Here is a 16800-nt window from a genome sequence, read left to right on the forward strand (position 1 = left end):
GTCAAGTCCGGACAGTCAGGCCACGAGGTCGAGCGGCAGGTCGGAGATGTCCTTCAGGCGCTTGCCCTCGACCATCATGTCGAGCGTGTCCAGATAGCCCTCGTCGCCGGTATCCTCCAGCGTGGCGCGCAGTTCGGGCAGGGCGAAATGGTAGACGCAGTCGATGTCGCCGGTGCCGAGCGCCAGCGAGGCGATGCGCGAGGGCAGGGGCTCTCCGGTCACCACCGCGATATGCGGCAGCCGCCCCTTGCGGTTGCGGACCAGGTTCAGCCCCTCGGAGCGGGCATTCTGCGCCCGGTCCGAGCGCAGGGTCCATTTGCAGCTGATCGAGGCGTGGAGCAGGTCCAGGGGCTGCGCCCAGCCGCGGATCGAGGCGTAGCGCGCCACGCTCTGGTCCAGCAGATCCTGGCCGTTATTGATCGCCGAATCCGGTTCCGGGCGGCGGCCGATGACGATGTCGGGCTTGATCAGGTAGTCGGAGCCGAGCGCGGTGGCGATGTCGCGATTGGCGCGGGCGATCGCCTCCAGCTCGTCGAGATGGGCGTATTGCTCGAAGCGGGCGATGGCGCCGCCCTTGGCGATCTCGAACCGGCCCGGGCGCAGATGCGACAGGCGCGGCAGGAAATCCTCCAGGAAGGCGGCGCAGAGCGTCTCGAAATTGGCGCCGGCCGTCTGGCCGGGCAGCTTCGTGGCAGTGCGCGAGGGGCCGAGCTTGCCCAGGATGCCCTTGGCGATGCGCTTGCTCGGCGCCGAGGAGCTGTCGGCATTCGAGGGAATGCCGCGCTCCGACACGGTCAGCGGCCCGGCAAGAAGCGCCGCGTGGAACGCGGTGCGGGCCTCGGCCAGAAGGGACATGTCAGGCCATCAGGATGCTGCCCGGGACCAGCGCCCGGGCGATGCGCCGTCCGACCGCGGCCGAAACCGGCGGCGGGAAGGCATTGCCGACCTGGCGGTAGGCGGGGGTCTTGCGGCCGACGAAGGTCCAGTCATCCGGGAATCCCTGGATCCGCGCCACCATCGGCACGGTCAGCCGCGGCATGCCGTTGAAGCCGGGCGCGGGCGGGGCATCCGCCAGGCTGCGCCCGTCGACCCCGAGCTTGGCCCAGGCATTGCGGGCGCGGGTCGGGCCGAGATCGGGACCGCCATGCTTCATCGAGCCGCCGACGATCGTCGGGGCGATCTGGTTTGCGCGCTCGGCCCAGGCCTCTGCGCCCTCCCAGCCGCCTTCCGCCATCTGGTCGCGCAGCAATTCGCCGACGGTCGGCGGGGTCTCTTCCTGCGGTTCCGGCCAGTCGAATTCCGCGCCGCCGGACACGCCGACGATCACCACCCGCGGACGCAGCTGGCTGACGCCGAAATCGGCGGCCGAGAACAGCCGCCAGCCGACCTTGTAGCCGAATTTCTCCAGCGCCGCGCGGAACTCGTTGCGGAATTCCTCGAAGGTCGGATCGAGGAAGCCGCGGACGTTTTCGACCATGATCGCGCGGGGACGGCATTCGTCGACCACGCGCAGGAAGTCGGGGAAGAGGTTGCGCTCGTCCTCGGCGCCGAGCTGCTTGCCGGCCTTGGAGAAGGGCGGGCAGGGCAGCCCGCCGGCAAGGAGGTCGATGCCGCGATAGGGGCGGGCGTCGAAGGTCTTCAGATTCGACTGGTCGCCGGAGAGCACGCGCCATTCCGGCCGGTTGAAGCGGAGCGTCTTGCGGCAGACCGCCTCCACTTCGACCAGGGCCTCATGGGCGAATCCTGCACGTTCCAGTCCCAGCGCCTGGCCGCCTGCGCCAGCGCAGACTTCGACAGAGGCGATTTCGCAATGCATCGGGGGGCTGCCATCCATTTCCGTCACTCCGCCGCGATCGCCGAATTATGGGCATAGGTTTTCCAGTCCGGCTTGTAGTCTGCATCGGCCTGGTTGCCCCAGACCGTCCAGCCATTCCGGACCCCGCGGCCGAAGAGCTCCAGATACGGCCCCCAGGAGCAGGATTCAATCAGATCGTACTGCTCGTCCGGCTTGCGCGAATGTTCGCGCTTGCGCGTCTGCAGCATGTTCACCTGGCTGCGTGCCGGCGGCAGGGTGCGGGCACCGGCGCCGCGGGTGCCGAAAAGCAGCAATTCCGTCACGTTGCGGAAATAGAAGCCGACGCCGCGCCCGTCCGAGCCGCCATCCTTGCGGATCTTGTGCCAGATGATGTTGGACTTGTATTCGAAGCCCCAGGCGGCCAGCACCTGCAGCCCCTCGGGCAGCAGCGCGTTCGGCACCCACATGTAGCAATGCGCCTTCTCCGCCAGATGCGACGCGACGGGCAGATCGCAGATCTCCTGCAGCTCCATCGTCGGGTAGCGGGTCAGCCGCCGGTGTTCCGGCGCGACCTTCCCGGTGCGGTTGGCGAAGCGCCAGGGGGGATCTGCAAGAACCGTGCCGAAGCGGTCAGTCCCTAGAAATCTGGATAAATCTTGGGCCGCTTCGCTCGTCATGCGCCAGATATCGTCCTGCCTGTGTGGTTGCCTTCACGAACACTAAGCGAACATCGGGGGCATGGCAACGCTTTCGTCCCGGCTTTTGCCAATCGGATCCGCTCAGATCGCGATCTGCTGGTCGAGGCGGCTCTGCACCATGTTGCGCAGCCGCGCCAGCGCCGTCGGGTTGGCCGCGCCGCGGGCCTTGGCGCGCAGGATCGCCTCTGCCGCGGCGCAGAGCGGCCCGTCCTCGGCCGAGCGGGCGACGCCCGAGACGAACTGCGCGATATAGTCGATCGGCTGCTCGGATTCGGGAATGGTCAGCAGGTCGGCGACATGGGAAAGGTCGTCGCGGAAGGCCAGCATGTCAGGGTCGATCCGGTCCTCCGGCGCGACGCGCAGGCCCAGCGGCCGCGCTTCGGGCGGCAGCTGGCGCAGGATCATCTGCTGGAACTCGCCGAGCGAGCGCACCGGCTTTTCCAGGAAGCTCTGCGCCCCGGCGGCAGCCGCGCGTTCCGCCCCGTCGGGATCGCCCGAGGTGGCGAGGACGACCTGCACCGGTGTCGGGCCGGTCAGAAGATCGCGGATCAGATCCTCGCCATGGCCGTCGGGCAGTCCCAGATCGACGATGGCGACGGAGGGCCGGTAGGTGCACAGGTGCTTGCGCGCCGAGGCCAGGCAGTCCGCCCGGCGGATGCGCGCGCCCGAGCGCAGGCACATCAGCCGCACGGCCTCCGACGCGAAGCGGCTGTCCTCCACCAGAAGGATGGTCAGGCCCAGCAGCGGGCGCGAGGCGGTGGGCTGGCGCCGGATCAGATAGGATTCCACGGGATCGGTCATGGGGGTCCTCCTCCTTGTTGCCCGACATTTCCGCAGGGAAGGGTGAAAGAGCCGTAAACTCCTGCGTCGAATTCCGAATGCGCCATGGGTCTCATTGCCTGCCGCGGCCCGGCGGGCTAGGCAGCCGGAAACAGCAGGAGGAGTCGCCATGATCGGCCGTCTGAATCACGTTGCCATCGCCGTTCCCGATCTCGAGGCCGCAAGCGCGCAGTACCGCACCGCGCTCGGCGCCAAGGTCGGCGCGCCGCAGGACGAGCCGGACCACGGCGTCACCGTCGTCTTCATCGAGCTGCCGAACACCAAGATCGAGCTGCTCTATCCGTTGGGAGAAGACAGCCCGATCAAGGGCTTCCTCGAGAAGAACCCCTCGGGCGGCATCCATCATGTCTGCTACGAGGTGGAGGACATCCTGGCCGCGCGCGACCATTTGAAGGAGACCGGCGCGCGGGTGCTGGGCTCGGGCGAGCCGAAGATCGGCGCCCATGGCAAGCCGGTGCTGTTCCTGCATCCGAAGGACTTCAACGGCTGCCTCGTCGAGCTCGAGCAGGTCTGATCCGATGTCGATCACATCTGCCATCGTGCTTTACGCTGTGCTGTGGTGGCTGACCTTCTTCGTTGTGCTGCCGCTGCGGCTGAAGACCCAGGCGGAGACCGGCCATGTCGTGGAGGGCACGCCTCAATCGGCGCCAACGAACCCGCATCTCAAGCGCAAGGCGCTGATCACCACCGGCGTGGCGGCGCTGCTCTGGGCGGTGATCGGCGGAACGATCCTGTCGGGGGTCGTGACGGTGCGCGACATCGACTTCATGCACCGCATGGGACCGGCCGGAAGCGCGGAATAGCCGCCTGCCCGCGCGGGGCCGGGGCCTTGCCGGGCACGAGATCCGGCGCCCTGTTCGCCGGGCATCGCAGCCCCGCGGCGTCTTGGCAAGCGGGCCGGATTGCGCCCTAACGGAGCGCAAGCATGGCTGCGGGCGCTGCGGGGATGGACTTCGGGCTTGGCTTGCTGCAGGCGGCCGGTCTTCCGGCCATTGAATTGGGGGGCTCCACGGGAATCCTCTTCGCTGCGGGCGTTTGCGTCCTGCGTGCCGACGGGCCCTAACGGGCGCGCCGGTCATCGCATGCAGGGCAAGTGCCTCGCAGGTCACGGCAATGCGGACTGAGATCCTCGCCAGCGAGGATCGTGCCGGACGCCTTTCAGCCAGGTCGGCGCCATTCTCGGAGGCGGATCCCGGTTGCCGAGGCATCAGCCGTGGGGCTCAGTGGAAGCTCGCCTGGAAGGACGTGGCGGTCAGCGAGACATGTGCGTCCAGCGGCGGGCGCAGCTCGAAGGCCTGCGGCGCGCGCGAGAAATTCCAGAGGCGGAACAGGCACCATTCCGAGCGCCGCTCCTCGGCGACGGCCAGCTCGTTGCGGCTGATATGGAAGGGCGTGCGGTCCCAGCCATTGGTCGTTTTCACCTCGATCAGCCGCACCCGCCCGTCCGGCGCGAAGCTGGCGATGTCGTAGCCGGCACCGTCGCCATCTTCTTCCGAGACCCAGCGCACCTTCCGCGCCAGGTCATCCCGCCCCGCCGATCTCAGGGCCGCGCGCTCATGGGCGAGGGCGCGCTCTTCTCCGGCACGCCCCAGAGCGCGGTTGCGTTCGTCCCGCCCCGCGACGTCGAACTTGCGCGCGATATGCTGCATCTGTTCCAGCTCCTTCGGCGGCGGCTGGTTCGACAGCGTCGGCGGCGGCCCGATCCAGATCGGCCGCGCCTCCGCCAGGCCAGTTGGCGCTCCTGTACCCGAATGGCGATCGAGCCAGGCCGGGTTCAGCGCCAGCCAGCGTGCCACGGCATCCACCAGAGTCATCTGGAAATTGAAGGCAGGCTTGTAGCCCGGGATCCAGTCTTCACCCAGCCCCTTCAGCACGGCGCTGATGTTCTGGTGCTTGAACTCGACCGATCCCTCGGACCTTTCGTTCAACAGCGGCAGAAGCCCGCGCCGGTGCTCGGCCTTGTTGTAGGGGCGGCCAGAGACGTCGTCTGCCAGCATCGCGAAGTAATCCGCGACGATCAGGTCGTTCTCTTGATCTGTCCAGGCCGCGTTCGACATTGCTACCCAGGCTAGGGGCGGAAACTGCTTTTGTCATCAGAGACTTCGCGCAAAACTCCCAGGACATGCCAACCACTACGCCGCCCGTGTCGCGTCGCCAACTGCTTTGAGGCAAGCCGGAACCAGCGAAACACGGGCGCAACGCGATCCAGCCAGTGCATTGAACTGTATGGGGGTGAACCCGTCTCGCCGAGAGCAAGGGGAGGGTGGAAAGAGACGGCGGGCGTTCGGAGACCGATCTCGCGCAGTCGGCCAGTCTCCGAAGGGCGGATGGCCCCTGCAAACCCCTTTGGCACATAAAGAAAAAGGCCCCACGAGGGACCTGCTTTCGGGTTTGCACTGTGCAAGTGGCGGAGGAGGTGGGATTCGAACCCACGGTACGCTTTCACGCACGCCGGTTTTCAAGACCGGTGCAATCGACCACTCTGCCACTCCTCCGGCCGGTCGGACCCTGTCATGGCGCCCAATCACGGAGAGGTCAAGCGGCCGGTGGCGCGGCGCTTCCGCAAGCGGGGCGGCCGTGCTATGCCGGAGCCGGTCTCGCGTAGCAGTAAAGGGTCCCGCATGGCGCTTCTCCAGGAATTCAAGTCCTTCATCTCGCGCGGAAATGTCATGGACATGGCCGTCGGCATCATCGTCGGCGCCGCCTTTACCGGGATCGTCAACTCGCTGGTCAAGGACATGATCAACCCGGTGCTCGGCCTGATCATCGGCGGGATCGACTTCACCGACATGTCGCTCAGCCTCGGCAGTGGCGAGGAGGGCGCGGTGCTCGCCTATGGCAGCTTCCTGATGGCGGTGATCAACTTCCTCATCATCGCCTGGGTGGTCTTCCTGCTGGTGCGGGGGGTGAACCGGATCAAGGACGGGCTGGCCAAGAAGGTCGAAGCCGAGACGGAAACCCCGCCCGAGGCCGCGGCGCTGCCCGCGCCGACCGAGACGGAGCTGCTGGCCGAGATCCGCGACCTGCTGCGGGCGCAGGCCGCAGGCAGCGGCGGGCAGTAGCGCCCGCCGCGCACCGCGTCAGTTCCGCGGCGGGATGTCGAGCGCGCGCTGCACCTGCGGGCGCGCCAGGAAGCGGTCGCGCCAGGCGGTGACATTGGCGTAGCGCTCCAGCTCCAGCACGGTGTCGACCTCGTAGGTCGCGCTGAGCGTGCGGATCCACGGCGCGGCGGCCATGTCGGCGATCGAGTAGCTGCCGGTGATCCAGTCGCGCCCCTCGAGCTGGCGGTCGAGCACGCCCAGAAGCCGCCCTGCCTCGTCGAGATAGCGCTGGCGCGGGCGCGGATCCTCGATCGCGGTGCCTGCGAATTTCGCGAAATAGCCGAGCTGGCCCAGCATCGGGCCGAGCCCGGCCATCTGCCACATCAGCCACTGGATCGTCGCAATCCGCTCTTCGGGGCCGCTGCCGATGAACTTGCCGGTCTTCTCGGCGAGGTAGATCAGGATCGCGCCGGATTCGAAGATGCCGACGGGCCGGCCTTCGGGGCCGTCGGGATCGATCATCGCGGGGATCTTGTTGTTGGGGTTCAGCGACAGGAATTCCGGGCTCTTCACGTCGGCATCGGCCAGCGTGACGCGATGCGCCTCGTAGGGCAGGCCGGTCTCCTCGAGCATCAGCGAGACCTTGATGCCGTTCGGCGTCGGGAAGGAATAGAGCTGGATCACGGTCGGGTCGGCGGCGGGCCAGCGGGCGGTGATCGGGAATCCGGCGAGCGGGGAGGGCTCGGTCATGGGGGGCGTCTCCTTGCGTTTCCGTCCAGACCCTAGCGGGGTTCCGGCAGAAAGCCATCTGCGGCAATGCAGAGGTGGATGTGCGCACCCCGGTCCGGGCGGATTGTCCGCAAAATCCCGGCGTCGGCGCCACAGGGGCAAAGATTCCGAAAGGAAGCAGGGCCATTCTGGCGCCGGATTGCGGACGGGGCGTGCGGAGGACCATGGCAAGAGGGAGCTCGGGAGGGGACCTGGCGGAGCGGGAGGAGGCGCGCCGCGCTGCGGTGGCGCGGGCGCTGCGCCTGTCCTTCCGCCTGTCGGCGGCCGTGATGCTGCTGGCCGGATCGGTTCTGGTCTTCGGCTGGGGCTTCGGCATCGACAGGATCACGCGGGTCGTGCCGGGCTGGCCGGCGCTGGTGCCGGGCACGGCGCTGCTTTTCCTGCTGGCGGGCGGCGCGGTCGCCGTCTGGACGCAGAGGCAGCGCCCGGTCGTGCCCCTGGCCGCCGGGCTGGCGATGCTGGCGCTGCTGGGCAGCGGCGCGCTCGGCCGGGTCCTCGCCGGGGCGGTGCCCGCGCAGGACGGCATGTCGCTGACCACGCGGCTCAGCTTCCTCCTGGTCGCGCTGGCGCTCTGCGCGCTGCCGTCGCGGCGCGCGGCGGCGCAGGCCTGGGTGCAGGGGCTGATGCTCTCGGCACTGGTGCTGTCGCAGGTCGGGCTGCTCGGGTATCTCTTCGACAGCGGCTTCGTCTTCGGCAGCCTGCTCTTCTCCAGGCTCTCCCTGCCGAGCGCGGCCTGCTTCGTGATGCTGCAGCTCGCGGTGATGCTGGCGGTGCGGCAGCCGGGCCGGGTGCATCTGCTCTTCCTGTCCGGGCCGGGCAGCCAGATCCTGCGCCTGCTCCTGCCCGCGCTGCTGGCCGGAATGGCGGCGATCTGGCTGGGCTGCGGCCTGGCGGCGGAGCGGGGCGCGATCTCGCCGCGCTTCGGCATGGCGGTGATGGCGCTGGCCTCGGGCTGGTACTGCCTCTTCGGCCTGGTCGCGATGGCCGGACGGCTGAACCGCGCGGCGGAGCGCGAGCATGACGCGCTCGCCCGGCTGCACGACCAGGCGCTCGGCCTCTCCCGGGCGGAGGCGCTGGCGGCGCGGCTGCAGAAGGCCAGCGCGCTCGGCCGCATCGCCGGGGGCGTGGCGCATGATTTCAACAACCTGCTGACGGTGATCCGCGGCAATCTCGACCTCGTCGCCGAGGCGCGCAGCCAGGAGGAGACGCGCCGCTTCCTGCTCGACGCGCAGGCCGCGACCGAGCGCGGGGCAGAACTGACGCAGAAGCTCCTCTCCTATGGCGGCAAGCTGGTGCTCGATGCCGAGGCGCTGATGCTCGACCGCAAGATCCGCTACCTCGAAGGCATGCTGCGGCGCTTCATCCCCGGCACGATCCGCCTGTCGGTGGAGCTGGGCTCGGGGCGCCGCTGGATCTTCAGCGACCGCGGCCAGCTGGAGCAGGCGGTGATCAGCCTGGTGGCGAATGCCTGCGACGCGGTCGGCAGCGCGGGCAGCATCCAGATCAGCACCGGCTACTGCCCGCAGCCGCCCCGGGACGCGCCCGAGCTGGCGGCGGGCAGCTATCTTTTTGTCGAGGTGCGCGATGACGGGGCGGGGATGTCGCCCGACGTGCTCGACCGCGCGACCGATCCGTTCTTCACCACAAAGGACGAGGCGTCCTGCTCGGGGCTGGGCCTATCCATGGTGCACGGCTTCTGCCGCCAGTCGGGCGGGTACCTGCAGCTGGAGAGCGTCCCGGGGCAGGGCACGGTGGCGACCATCTACCTGCCCGAGGCCGCGGCGGGCCAGGCGGCGGGGCGGTCCGATCTGCCGGAGGGGGCGTCGCTGCGCGGTGCCGGCTAGCGGCGGGCGCAAGAGCGGCGGGAACAAACAAGAGCGGCGGCACAAAAAGGAAGACCCCCGCCGAAGCGAGGGTCTGCCTGAAACCTTGATGCTGACGCATCTGGTTCGCGGTCGATCGGCTTAAAGCAGACCTTCGCGCTGAGCCTTCTTGCGCGCGAGCTTGCGCGCACGGCGGATCGCCTCGGCTTTTTCGCGTGCCTTCTTCTCCGACGGCTTCTCGAAGTGCTGCTTGAGTTTCATCTCACGAAACACGCCTTCGCGCTGCAGCTTCTTCTTCAGTGCGCGGAGCGCCTGGTCGACATTGTTGTCGCGAACACTAACCTGCATTCTGGTGTCACCACCCTTCCTGTTAGAGTTGCATTTTCAGCAGGAGGCGTCCCTATAGCAAGGGAATCCGGGACTGTCCAGAGCTGCAGCCCGGCAGAATGAAGAGGAAAAGACGATGGAAGTGTCTGAAAACTCCCATGCGGATGTCAAGGACCGCCTGCTGGAGGCGATCCTGCCCCATGTCGTCTTCGATGGCTGGTCGGAGGCGAGCTTTGCCGCGGCGATCGCCGATTCGGAGACCGCCCCGGCGCTGGCGCGGGCGGTCTGTCCGCGGGGCGCGGTCGATCTGGCGCTGGCCTTCCATGATGCGGGCGACCGCGAGATGCTGCGCCGCCTGGCCGGGGAGGATCTGGAGGGGATGCGCTTCCGCGACCGGATCGCCCGGGCCGTGCGGATCCGGCTGGAGCTGGTCGAGGACAAGGAGGCGGTGCGCCGCGGCGCGACGCTTTTCGCGCTGCCGCCCTATGCGCCGGATGGGGCGAAGGCGCTCTGGAGCACGGTCGACCATATCTGGACCGCGCTCGGCGACAGCTCGGACGACGTCAACTGGTACACCAAGCGCGCGACGCTCGCCGGGGTATACAGCGCGACGCTGCTCTACTGGCTGGGCGATGACAGTCCCGAGCACCAGCGCACCTGGCGCTTCCTCGACCGGCGCATCGACGAGGTGATGCAGATCGAGGCAGTCAAGAAGAAGGTCAACGACAATGCGCTGCTGCGTCCTCTTCTGGCCGGACCGAAATGGGCGCTAAGTCTGGTCAAGGCGCCCGGCCGCAAGCCCGGGGCCGCGATGCCGGGCTCGCTGAAGACCCCGCGCTGAGGAAAGACCGAAGGAGCCTCCGATGACCCTGCCCGAAACCATGCGCGCCGTGGAGATTTCCGCCCCCGGCGGTCCCGAGGTGCTGACGCCCGCGACCCGCCCGGTGCCGGAGCCGAAGGCCGGCCAGGTGCTGCTGCGCGTCCACTGGGCCGGGGTGAACCGCCCCGATGCGCTGCAGCGTGCCGGTTCCTACAACCCGCCGCCGGGCGCCTCCGACCTGCCGGGGCTCGAGGCCTCGGGCGAGATCGTCGCGCTCGGCGCGGGCGTCTCCGGCTGGTCGGTGGGCGACCGGGTCTGCGCGCTGCTGCCGGGCGGGGGCTATGCGGAATACGTGGCGACCCCGGCGGCGCATTGCCTGCCGCTGCCCGCGGGCATGGGGATGCGCGAGGCGGCCTGCCTGCCCGAGACCTATTTCACCGTCTGGACCAATGTCTTCGACCGCGGCGGCTTGACGGCGGGAGAGCGGTTCGTGATCCATGGCGGCTCCTCCGGCATCGGCACGACGGCGATCCAGCTGGCGGCGGCACGCGGCGCGCGGGTCTTCGCCACCGCCGGGAGCGCCGCGAAATGCGCCGCCTGCCTGGAGCTCGGCGCCGAGCGCGCGATCAACTACCGCGAGGAGGATTTCGTCGAGGTCATGAAATCCGAGGGCGGGGCGCAGCTGATCCTCGACATGGTCGGCGGCAGCTACATCCCGCGCAACATCCGCGCGCTGGCCGATGACGGGCGGCTGGTGATGATCGCCTTCCTCGAGGGTCCGAAGGCCGAGCTGAACTTCGCCCAGATCATGGCCCGGCGGCTGACGGTCACCGGCTCCACCCTGCGGCCGCAATCCGATCTGGCCAAGGCCCGGATCGCCGAGGCGCTGCGCGCCGAGGTCTGGCCGCTTCTCTCGGCGGGGCGGATCGCGCCGGTGATGGACAGCGAGTTCCCGCTGGAAGAGGCGGCGGCGGCACATGCCCGCATGGAAGGCAGCGGCCATATCGGCAAGATCGTGCTGAAGGTCGCGGGCTAGCCGCCCGCCCGGGCAGCCAGAGGAGACAGCCGGTGCCGTTCATCGAGACCGGGGGAAAGCGCATTTTCTTCGTCCACATCCCCAAGACCGGGGGCCAGACCGTCGAGGCCTGGCTTGCCGGGCTGGGTCCCCTGCGCCTGCACAGCGTCGGCCTTCCGGCCGCGCTGAACTGCACGCCGCAGCATCTGCGATGGCTCGACGTGACGCAGATCTTCGGCGAGGACGCCTTCGACTATGCCTTTGCCGTGGTCCGCAATCCCTTCGCCCGGCTGGAAAGCGAATACCGCATGGCCTGGATCCAGGCGAAGCAGGGCTTCTTCCGTGCCGCGCCGCGCTTCTCGCTCTGGCTGGAGCAGGCGCTCGACGCCTACGAGGACAATCCGTTCAGCCTCGACAACCACCTCCGCCCGAGTTCGGCCTTCCTTGGCCGCGAGGTGGAGGTGTTCCGCTTCGAGGACGGGCTGGCGCAGGCGGTGGCCAGCGTGGCGGAACGCACCGGGCTTGCCGCCCCCGCGGCGCTGCCGCACGAGAACGCCTCGGCCGGGTTCGAGGGCGAGATCCGCTGGGACATTCCGCTGGTCGACCGGGTGGCGCAGATTTATGCCGACGATTTGAGACGATTCGGCTACGTCCCGCCCGAGATCTGAGCGCCAGGACGGCCTTTCCGGCGCCAGGGCGGCGCGGACATGCGGAAAACCGGCGGTGCCATGCGGGCCGCCGCGGCGGGCCATGCCTGCGCAGGACGGCGGCTTAAGCTGCACTGCAGCTTCGCTTTTTCTGCGGGTGCGAAATGTATGCCGATGTGTCCAGAATGCCTTGACTTCTCTGGCGGCGCCCTTGCAGGGCAGCCATGCATTTTTGACGGTTGATTCCAGTCACGCGGGTTTTCTATTCTGCGTTGCAGCATCAGCCGGAACTTCGCGTCCGGCATGTGCCCAGAAGGGGCACGCCTCCCGAAATCCGAGACGAGATATCCAGATGACCCGCATTCTCCTTGCCGCCGCCCTTGCCCTCTCCGCTACAGCAGCCGCTGCCGACGAAGTCACCCTCTCCAAGCCGCTGGCCGGTGCCGCGCTGCATGAAGGCGGCGTCGACATGTCGGTTTACTGGGTCGAGGCCGCAGCGGGCTACGAAGTCGTTGCCACCTACCAGGGCCAGGCCGATGCCCAGCCCGCGCGCATCGCGATGGTGCTGGCCGATGGCGACCGCGTGACCTTCGGCCTGCCCGGGGCCCGCGGCCTTCTCTACAGCTTTGCCCGCGACGGCGGTGCCGTAACCGTATCCGGCAGCCGCATCGGCGTCGACCTGGCAGAAGGCTGATCGGCGCGGCGCCTGCGGGCGCCCTGTGCCGAGGCGGTGCGCGTCTTCCCCCAGGGGCGCGCACCGCTGCGTGATCCGGCAGGCGGAAAACCTGCCGGATTTCGCATTTCCGCTTCACTCCCGCGGCTCTTGTGCTTATATGACCGGCAACCTCCCCCGACATCGAGGAAGAGCGCCAAGGTCCGGCGCGGCGGAAAACCCCGCCAACGGAACGGGCTTGGCAAATCCGCCGGGGAGCAGACGGAAGGACAAGGACCATGGACAAACCGATTCACGCGAAGGCCACTGCCGTCTGGCTGGTGGAGAACACGACCCTCAGCTTCAAGCAGATCGCGGAATTCTGCGGCTTCCACGAGCTCGAGGTGCAGGGCATCGCCGATGGCGACGTGGCCGGCGGCGTGAAGGGCTTCGATCCGATCGCCAACAACCAGCTGACGGCCGAGGAAATCAAGCGCGGCGAGAACAGCCCGCTCTACAAGCTCAAGCTGAAATTCAACGCGGCCGCCGTCGGCGAGGACAAGCGCCGCGGCCCGCGCTACACCCCGCTCTCGAAGCGCCAGGACCGGCCGAACGCGATCCTGTGGCTGGTGAAGTTCCACCCGGAGCTGGCCGACAGCCAGATCGCCAAACTGGTGGGCACCACCAAGCCGACCATCCAGTCGATCCGCGAGCGGACCCACTGGAACATCGCCAACATGCAGCCGATCGACCCGGTCGCTCTGGGGCTCTGCAAGCAGTCCGAGCTGGACGCGGCGGTGCACAAGGCGGCGGCGAAGCGCGCGGCCGAAGGCATCGTGATGACCGACGAGGAGCGCCGCAAGCTGGTCTCCACCGAGACCTCGCTGGGCATGGAGACCTCCGAGTCGCGGCTGCCGTCGAACATGACCGGGCTCGAGACCTTCTCGCTGACCGGCGATCCGCGCGGCGATGACGATGACGAGGATGACCGGCTGGACACGCTGGTCGATGCCGACAGCTTCTTCAACCTGCCGTCGGACCAGCCCGACGACGACGAAGACGACGATCACCGCTGAGCGGTCGGCCCGGGCAGGTCCCGGGCCTTTTCATATCCGGGTGCGGGCAGTCAGCGCGGCAGCGATGGTGCCGTCGTCGAGATAGTCGAGCTCGCCGCCCACCGGCACACCCTTGGCCAGGGAGCTGACCTGGACGCGCCCCTCCAGCATGTCGGCGATGTAATGGGCGGTGGTCTGGCCGTCGACCGTGGCGCCGAGCGCCAGGATCACCTCGGTCACCTCCTCGGCGACGATCCGGTCGGCAAGCTTGGGCAGGCGCAGGTCCTCGGGGCCGACCGCGTCCAGCGCCGAGAGCGTGCCGCCGAGCACGTGGTAGCGGCCGCGGAACACGCCCGAGCGCTCCATCGCCCAGAGATCGGCGACATCTTCCACCACGCAGATCTGGCCGGTCGCCCGGCGCTCGTCCTGGCAGATCGGGCACAGATCCTCGGTGGCGACATTGCCGCAATTCAGGCATTCGCGGGCAGAGGCGGCGACCTCGGCCATGGTCTCGGCCAGGGGCGCCAGCAGCAGCGCGCGCTTGGCGATCAGATGCAGCACGGCGCGGCGCGCGGAGCGGGGGCCGAGCCCCGGCAGCTTGGCCATGAGCTCGATCAGCGCGTCGATGGAGGCGGGCGGTTTCGTCGTCATGGCGAGTGGCAAAGCACGGCCAGCCGGGGCTGGCAAGGGGGCAGGGCGCGCGGATGGCGCCCCGCCGGACCGGATCAGCTATAGGCGACGGCCAGCAGGATGACGCCGAGGATCACGCGGTAGATGACATAGGGCGTGAAGCTGACCGACTTCATCAGCCGGAACATCAGCGAGAGCGCCGCCAGTGCCGAGACGAAGGCCAGCGCCGCGGCGATGGCGGCATCGGGCAGCTGGTCGGCATGGCCCTCGGCGATCACGTCGATCAGCAGCAGCCCGCCGGCCATGGCGATGGTCGGGATCGACATCAGCATGGAGAGCTTGGCCCCGCCGGTGCGCTGGTAGCCGAGCTGCCGCGCCGCGGTGATGGTGATGCCCGAGCGCGAGGTGCCCGGGATCAGCGCGACGGCCTGCCAGAGCCCCATGATGACGGCGTCGCGCAGGGTCCAGTCGGCATCGGTCTTGGTCTCGGCGCCTTTCTGGTCGGCCCAGTAGAGCACGAGACCGAAGACCAGCATGGTCCAGCCGATCACCGCGGTGGAGCGCATCGCGTCCGACAGCCCGGTGACTTTCAGGATCAGCCCGATGATGACGACCGGGACGGTCGAGACGATCAGCAGCCAGGCGAGCCTGGCGCCCTCGGTGTCGACCTTGCCGCGGGCGAGGCGGCCGAGCCCGAACAGCGCGGATCTCACGTCTGCCCAGAAATAGATCACAACCGCAAAAAGTGTGCCGACATGGACTGCGACATCGATCAGCAGGCCCTGATCCGCCATTCCGGTCAGGTTTGGCAGTAGAATCAGGTGCCCGGAAGATGAGATTGGAAGGAACTCGGTGATCCCCTGGATGACCGCGACAAGGAAGAGATGGAACAGAGTCATATGTGCAGACCGGATTCTGGGTGGGGGGAGCGCGTTGAGAGGTCTTAGAATACCACTAAGTCAACCACACTGTCCTATTTTCGGGGTTCCCGGCAGATTCCGCGGCGATGAGGCGAGAATTTTTTGCACTTAGGTCACCATTGCTGACTTTTCTTTTGCGCCGTGTCTGAGTAGGAACGGCGCGAACACTTCTTGGACGACACAAGCAAGGATATGGCCTCATGGCGGACCAGCGAATGCTCCAGTTTGTATCCGTACCACGGGACATGCCGGAGAAACGTGCGCCCAATCTTCGCAAGCAGGATTTCAACGAGATCTATGCAGAATATGCGAAGGCGAAAGCGGAAGAACAGGCCGGGCGCTGCAGCCAGTGCGGCGTGCCCTACTGCCAGTCTCACTGCCCGCTCCACAACAACATTCCCGACTGGCTGCGCCTGACCGCCAATGACCGGCTGCAGGAAGCCTACGAGATCAGCCAGGCGACCAATACCTTCCCCGAGATCTGCGGCCGCATCTGCCCGCAGGACCGGCTCTGCGAAGGCAATTGCGTGATCGAGCAGTCGGGCCACGGCACCGTGACCATCGGCTCGGTGGAGAAGTACATCACCGACACCGCCTGGGAAGAGGGCTGGGTCCAGCCGATCGCGCCCTCGCGCGAGCGCGCGGAGAAAGTCGCCGTGATCGGCGCGGGCCCCGGCGGGCTTGCCGCGGCCGATGTGCTGCGCCGCAAGGGCATCCAGGTGACGGTCTACGACCGCTACGACCGCGCGGGCGGCCTGATGATGTACGGCATCCCCGGCTTCAAGCTGGAGAAGGAAATCGTCCAGCGACGCGTCGACCAGCTGGCCGACGGCGGCGTCGCCTTCGTGCTGAACTGCAATGTCGGCGAGGACATCTCCTTCGAGCAGATCCGCGAAGAGAATGACGCGGTCCTGATCGCCACCGGCGTCTACAAGTCGCGCGACCTCAAGGGACCGGGCGCCGGCGCCGAAGGCATCGTGCGCGCCATCGACTACCTGACCGCCTCGAACAAGGTCAGCCTCGGCGACACCGTGGCGGAGTTCGACTCCGGCGAGCTGAACGCCAAGGACAAGAAGGTCGTGGTGATCGGCGGCGGCGACACGGCGATGGACTGCGTCCGCACCGCGATCCGCCAGGGCGCGACCAGCGTGAAGTGCCTCTACCGCCGCGACAAGGCCAACATGCCCGGCTCGCAGCGCGAGACCCAGAACGCGGAAGAGGAAGGCGTCGAATTCGTCTGGCTCTCCGCGCCGAAGGGCTTCGCCGACAAGGACGGCCATGTGGCGGGCGTCATGGTGCAGAAGATGCGCCTGGGCCAGCCGGACGCTTCGGGGCGCCAGTCGCCCGAGGTGATCGAGGGCGCCGACTATGTCGAGGACGCGGATCTGGTGGTCAAGGCGCTCGGCTTCGAGCCCGAGGACCTGCCGGGCCTCTGGGGCCAGCCGGAGCTGGAAGTCACCCGCTGGGGCACGGTCAAGGCGGATTTCCGCAGCCACGAGACCAGCATGCCGGGCGTCTACGCAGTGGGCGACATCGTCCGCGGCGCCTCGCTGGTGGTCTGGGCGATCCGCGACGGCCGCGAGGCCGCCGATGCGATCCTGGCCCGTCTGGACGAGTCCGCCGCCGCCTCGGTTGCCGCCGAATAGGGCAGGTGCCTCCTCCGGGGACACGCAAACAGCAATCTGCGCTGCAAGTTTTGCGGCGCAGGCTCCGCAGGCCGGATTCCGCATGGACAGCCCGGGGGGAGC

19 protein-coding genes and 1 tRNA gene are annotated in these 16800 nt (G+C 68.1%); 10 read left to right on the top strand and 10 right to left on the bottom strand.

Annotated features, from left to right (window positions below):
* Positions 1–15 precede the first annotated feature (15 nt).
* From FGX59_RS14560 to FGX59_RS14575, 4 genes are all read right to left on the bottom strand, one after another.
* Positions 16–855, bottom strand: coding sequence for an NgoMIV family type II restriction endonuclease (locus tag FGX59_RS14560; protein ID WP_138467519.1), 840 nt, complete (start codon positions 853–855; stop codon positions 16–18).
* 1 nt (position 856) lies between these two features.
* Positions 857–1834 (bottom strand): DNA cytosine methyltransferase, encoded by a 978-nt coding sequence (locus FGX59_RS14565; protein ID WP_240722455.1) that lies wholly within the window; start codon positions 1832–1834, stop codon positions 857–859.
* Positions 1835–1839: 5 nt separating this feature from the next.
* Complete coding sequence (locus FGX59_RS14570) at positions 1840–2472, bottom strand: MT-A70 family methyltransferase (RefSeq protein WP_138467521.1); 633 nt, start codon at positions 2470–2472, stop codon at positions 1840–1842.
* 102 nt (positions 2473–2574) lie between these two features.
* Positions 2575–3294, bottom strand: a complete 720-nt coding sequence (locus FGX59_RS14575; protein WP_138467522.1) for a response regulator — start codon at positions 3292–3294, stop codon at positions 2575–2577.
* A 148-nt stretch (positions 3295–3442) separates the two neighbouring features.
* Here FGX59_RS14575 and mce point away from each other — a divergent pair, with 148 nt between their 5' ends.
* Positions 3443–3847, top strand: coding sequence for a methylmalonyl-CoA epimerase (gene mce, locus FGX59_RS14580; RefSeq protein ID WP_138467525.1), 405 nt, complete (start codon positions 3443–3445; stop codon positions 3845–3847).
* Positions 3848–3851: 4 nt separating this feature from the next.
* Positions 3852–4136 (top strand): DUF1467 family protein, encoded by a 285-nt coding sequence (locus FGX59_RS14585; protein WP_138467527.1) that lies wholly within the window; start codon positions 3852–3854, stop codon positions 4134–4136.
* A gap of 417 nt (positions 4137–4553) precedes the next feature.
* On the opposite strand, the gene FGX59_RS14590 is transcribed toward FGX59_RS14585, so the two are convergent.
* On the bottom strand, positions 4554–5390 hold the full coding sequence (locus FGX59_RS14590) for a DUF3883 domain-containing protein (protein WP_138467529.1): 837 nt from the start codon (positions 5388–5390) through the stop codon (positions 4554–4556).
* A gap of 348 nt (positions 5391–5738) precedes the next feature.
* Positions 5739–5828 (bottom strand) — tRNA-Ser (locus tag FGX59_RS14595).
* A 126-nt stretch (positions 5829–5954) separates the two neighbouring features.
* On the opposite strand from FGX59_RS14595, the gene mscL reads away from it, so the two are divergent.
* Positions 5955–6395 carry a large-conductance mechanosensitive channel protein MscL gene (gene mscL, locus FGX59_RS14600; protein ID WP_138467532.1) on the top strand — a complete coding sequence of 147 codons (441 nt, stop codon included), beginning with the start codon at positions 5955–5957 and terminating at the stop codon, positions 6393–6395.
* An 18-nt stretch (positions 6396–6413) separates the two neighbouring features.
* Here mscL and FGX59_RS14605 read toward each other — a convergent pair whose 3' ends face one another.
* Positions 6414–7124: a glutathione S-transferase N-terminal domain-containing protein gene (locus FGX59_RS14605; RefSeq protein WP_138467534.1), complete on the bottom strand. Its 711-nt coding sequence runs from the start codon at positions 7122–7124 to the stop codon at positions 6414–6416.
* Positions 7125–7327: 203 nt separating this feature from the next.
* Between FGX59_RS14605 and FGX59_RS39465 the strand changes: the two genes are divergently transcribed.
* Positions 7328–9007, top strand: a complete 1680-nt coding sequence (locus FGX59_RS39465; protein ID WP_138467536.1) for a sensor histidine kinase — start codon at positions 7328–7330, stop codon at positions 9005–9007.
* A gap of 120 nt (positions 9008–9127) precedes the next feature.
* Here FGX59_RS39465 and rpsU read toward each other — a convergent pair whose 3' ends face one another.
* Positions 9128–9334, bottom strand: a complete 207-nt coding sequence (gene rpsU, locus FGX59_RS14615; RefSeq protein WP_005614280.1) for a 30S ribosomal protein S21 — start codon at positions 9332–9334, stop codon at positions 9128–9130.
* A 115-nt stretch (positions 9335–9449) separates the two neighbouring features.
* On the opposite strand from rpsU, the gene FGX59_RS14620 reads away from it, so the two are divergent.
* From FGX59_RS14620 to FGX59_RS14640, 5 genes are all read left to right on the top strand, one after another.
* Positions 9450–10154: a COQ9 family protein gene (locus tag FGX59_RS14620; protein WP_138467538.1), complete on the top strand. Its 705-nt coding sequence runs from the start codon at positions 9450–9452 to the stop codon at positions 10152–10154.
* 28 nt (positions 10155–10182) lie between these two features.
* Complete coding sequence (locus FGX59_RS14625) at positions 10183–11169, top strand: NAD(P)H-quinone oxidoreductase (RefSeq protein WP_138467589.1); 987 nt, start codon at positions 10183–10185, stop codon at positions 11167–11169.
* A 32-nt stretch (positions 11170–11201) separates the two neighbouring features.
* Positions 11202–11816, top strand: coding sequence for a sulfotransferase family 2 domain-containing protein (locus FGX59_RS14630; protein ID WP_138467540.1), 615 nt, complete (start codon positions 11202–11204; stop codon positions 11814–11816).
* A gap of 331 nt (positions 11817–12147) precedes the next feature.
* Entirely contained in the window at positions 12148–12489 is a 342-nt protein-coding gene (locus FGX59_RS14635; protein WP_138467542.1) for a hypothetical protein, read from the top strand.
* Between the two features lie 257 nt (positions 12490–12746).
* Positions 12747–13523 (top strand): DUF1013 domain-containing protein, encoded by a 777-nt coding sequence (locus tag FGX59_RS14640; RefSeq protein ID WP_138467545.1) that lies wholly within the window; start codon positions 12747–12749, stop codon positions 13521–13523.
* 30 nt (positions 13524–13553) lie between these two features.
* Here FGX59_RS14640 and recR read toward each other — a convergent pair whose 3' ends face one another.
* Entirely contained in the window at positions 13554–14153 is a 600-nt protein-coding gene (recR, locus tag FGX59_RS14645) for a recombination mediator RecR (protein WP_138467548.1), read from the bottom strand.
* A 74-nt stretch (positions 14154–14227) separates the two neighbouring features.
* Positions 14228–15031 (bottom strand): undecaprenyl-diphosphate phosphatase, encoded by an 804-nt coding sequence (locus FGX59_RS14650; RefSeq protein ID WP_138467550.1) that lies wholly within the window; start codon positions 15029–15031, stop codon positions 14228–14230.
* Between the two features lie 221 nt (positions 15032–15252).
* Between FGX59_RS14650 and FGX59_RS14655 the strand changes: the two genes are divergently transcribed.
* A complete protein-coding gene (locus FGX59_RS14655; RefSeq protein ID WP_138467552.1) occupies positions 15253–16698 on the top strand; it encodes an NAD(P)-dependent oxidoreductase in 1446 nt (481 codons plus the stop codon).
* Positions 16699–16800: the final 102 nt, after the last annotated feature.

The organism is Poseidonocella sp. HB161398, assembly GCF_005870025.1.
Classification (GTDB): Bacteria; Pseudomonadota; Alphaproteobacteria; order Rhodobacterales; family Rhodobacteraceae; genus Mangrovicoccus.

Excerpts from the sequence above, each read along its gene's own strand:
- FGX59_RS14560 (WP_138467519.1), bottom strand. The coding sequence starts at position 855 with ATGTCCCTTCTGGCCGAGGCCCGCACCGCGTTCCACGCGGCGCTTCTT.
- FGX59_RS14565 (WP_240722455.1), bottom strand. The coding sequence starts at position 1,834 with ATGGATGGCAGCCCCCCGATGCATTGCGAAATCGCCTCTGTCGAAGTC.
- FGX59_RS14570 (WP_138467521.1), bottom strand. The coding sequence starts at position 2,472 with ATGACGAGCGAAGCGGCCCAAGATTTATCCAGATTTCTAGGGACTGAC.
- FGX59_RS14575 (WP_138467522.1), bottom strand. The coding sequence starts at position 3,294 with ATGACCGATCCCGTGGAATCCTATCTGATCCGGCGCCAGCCCACCGCC.
- mce (WP_138467525.1), top strand. The coding sequence starts at position 3,443 with ATGATCGGCCGTCTGAATCACGTTGCCATCGCCGTTCCCGATCTCGAG.
- FGX59_RS14585 (WP_138467527.1), top strand. The coding sequence starts at position 3,852 with ATGTCGATCACATCTGCCATCGTGCTTTACGCTGTGCTGTGGTGGCTG.
- FGX59_RS14590 (WP_138467529.1), bottom strand. The coding sequence starts at position 5,390 with ATGTCGAACGCGGCCTGGACAGATCAAGAGAACGACCTGATCGTCGCG.
- mscL (WP_138467532.1), top strand. The coding sequence starts at position 5,955 with ATGGCGCTTCTCCAGGAATTCAAGTCCTTCATCTCGCGCGGAAATGTC.
- FGX59_RS14605 (WP_138467534.1), bottom strand. The coding sequence starts at position 7,124 with ATGACCGAGCCCTCCCCGCTCGCCGGATTCCCGATCACCGCCCGCTGG.
- FGX59_RS39465 (WP_138467536.1), top strand. The coding sequence starts at position 7,328 with ATGGCAAGAGGGAGCTCGGGAGGGGACCTGGCGGAGCGGGAGGAGGCG.
- rpsU (WP_005614280.1), bottom strand. The coding sequence starts at position 9,334 with ATGCAGGTTAGTGTTCGCGACAACAATGTCGACCAGGCGCTCCGCGCA.
- FGX59_RS14620 (WP_138467538.1), top strand. The coding sequence starts at position 9,450 with ATGGAAGTGTCTGAAAACTCCCATGCGGATGTCAAGGACCGCCTGCTG.
- FGX59_RS14635 (WP_138467542.1), top strand. The coding sequence starts at position 12,148 with ATGACCCGCATTCTCCTTGCCGCCGCCCTTGCCCTCTCCGCTACAGCA.
- FGX59_RS14640 (WP_138467545.1), top strand. The coding sequence starts at position 12,747 with ATGGACAAACCGATTCACGCGAAGGCCACTGCCGTCTGGCTGGTGGAG.
- recR (WP_138467548.1), bottom strand. The coding sequence starts at position 14,153 with ATGACGACGAAACCGCCCGCCTCCATCGACGCGCTGATCGAGCTCATG.
- FGX59_RS14650 (WP_138467550.1), bottom strand. The coding sequence starts at position 15,031 with ATGACTCTGTTCCATCTCTTCCTTGTCGCGGTCATCCAGGGGATCACC.
- FGX59_RS14655 (WP_138467552.1), top strand. The coding sequence starts at position 15,253 with ATGGCGGACCAGCGAATGCTCCAGTTTGTATCCGTACCACGGGACATG.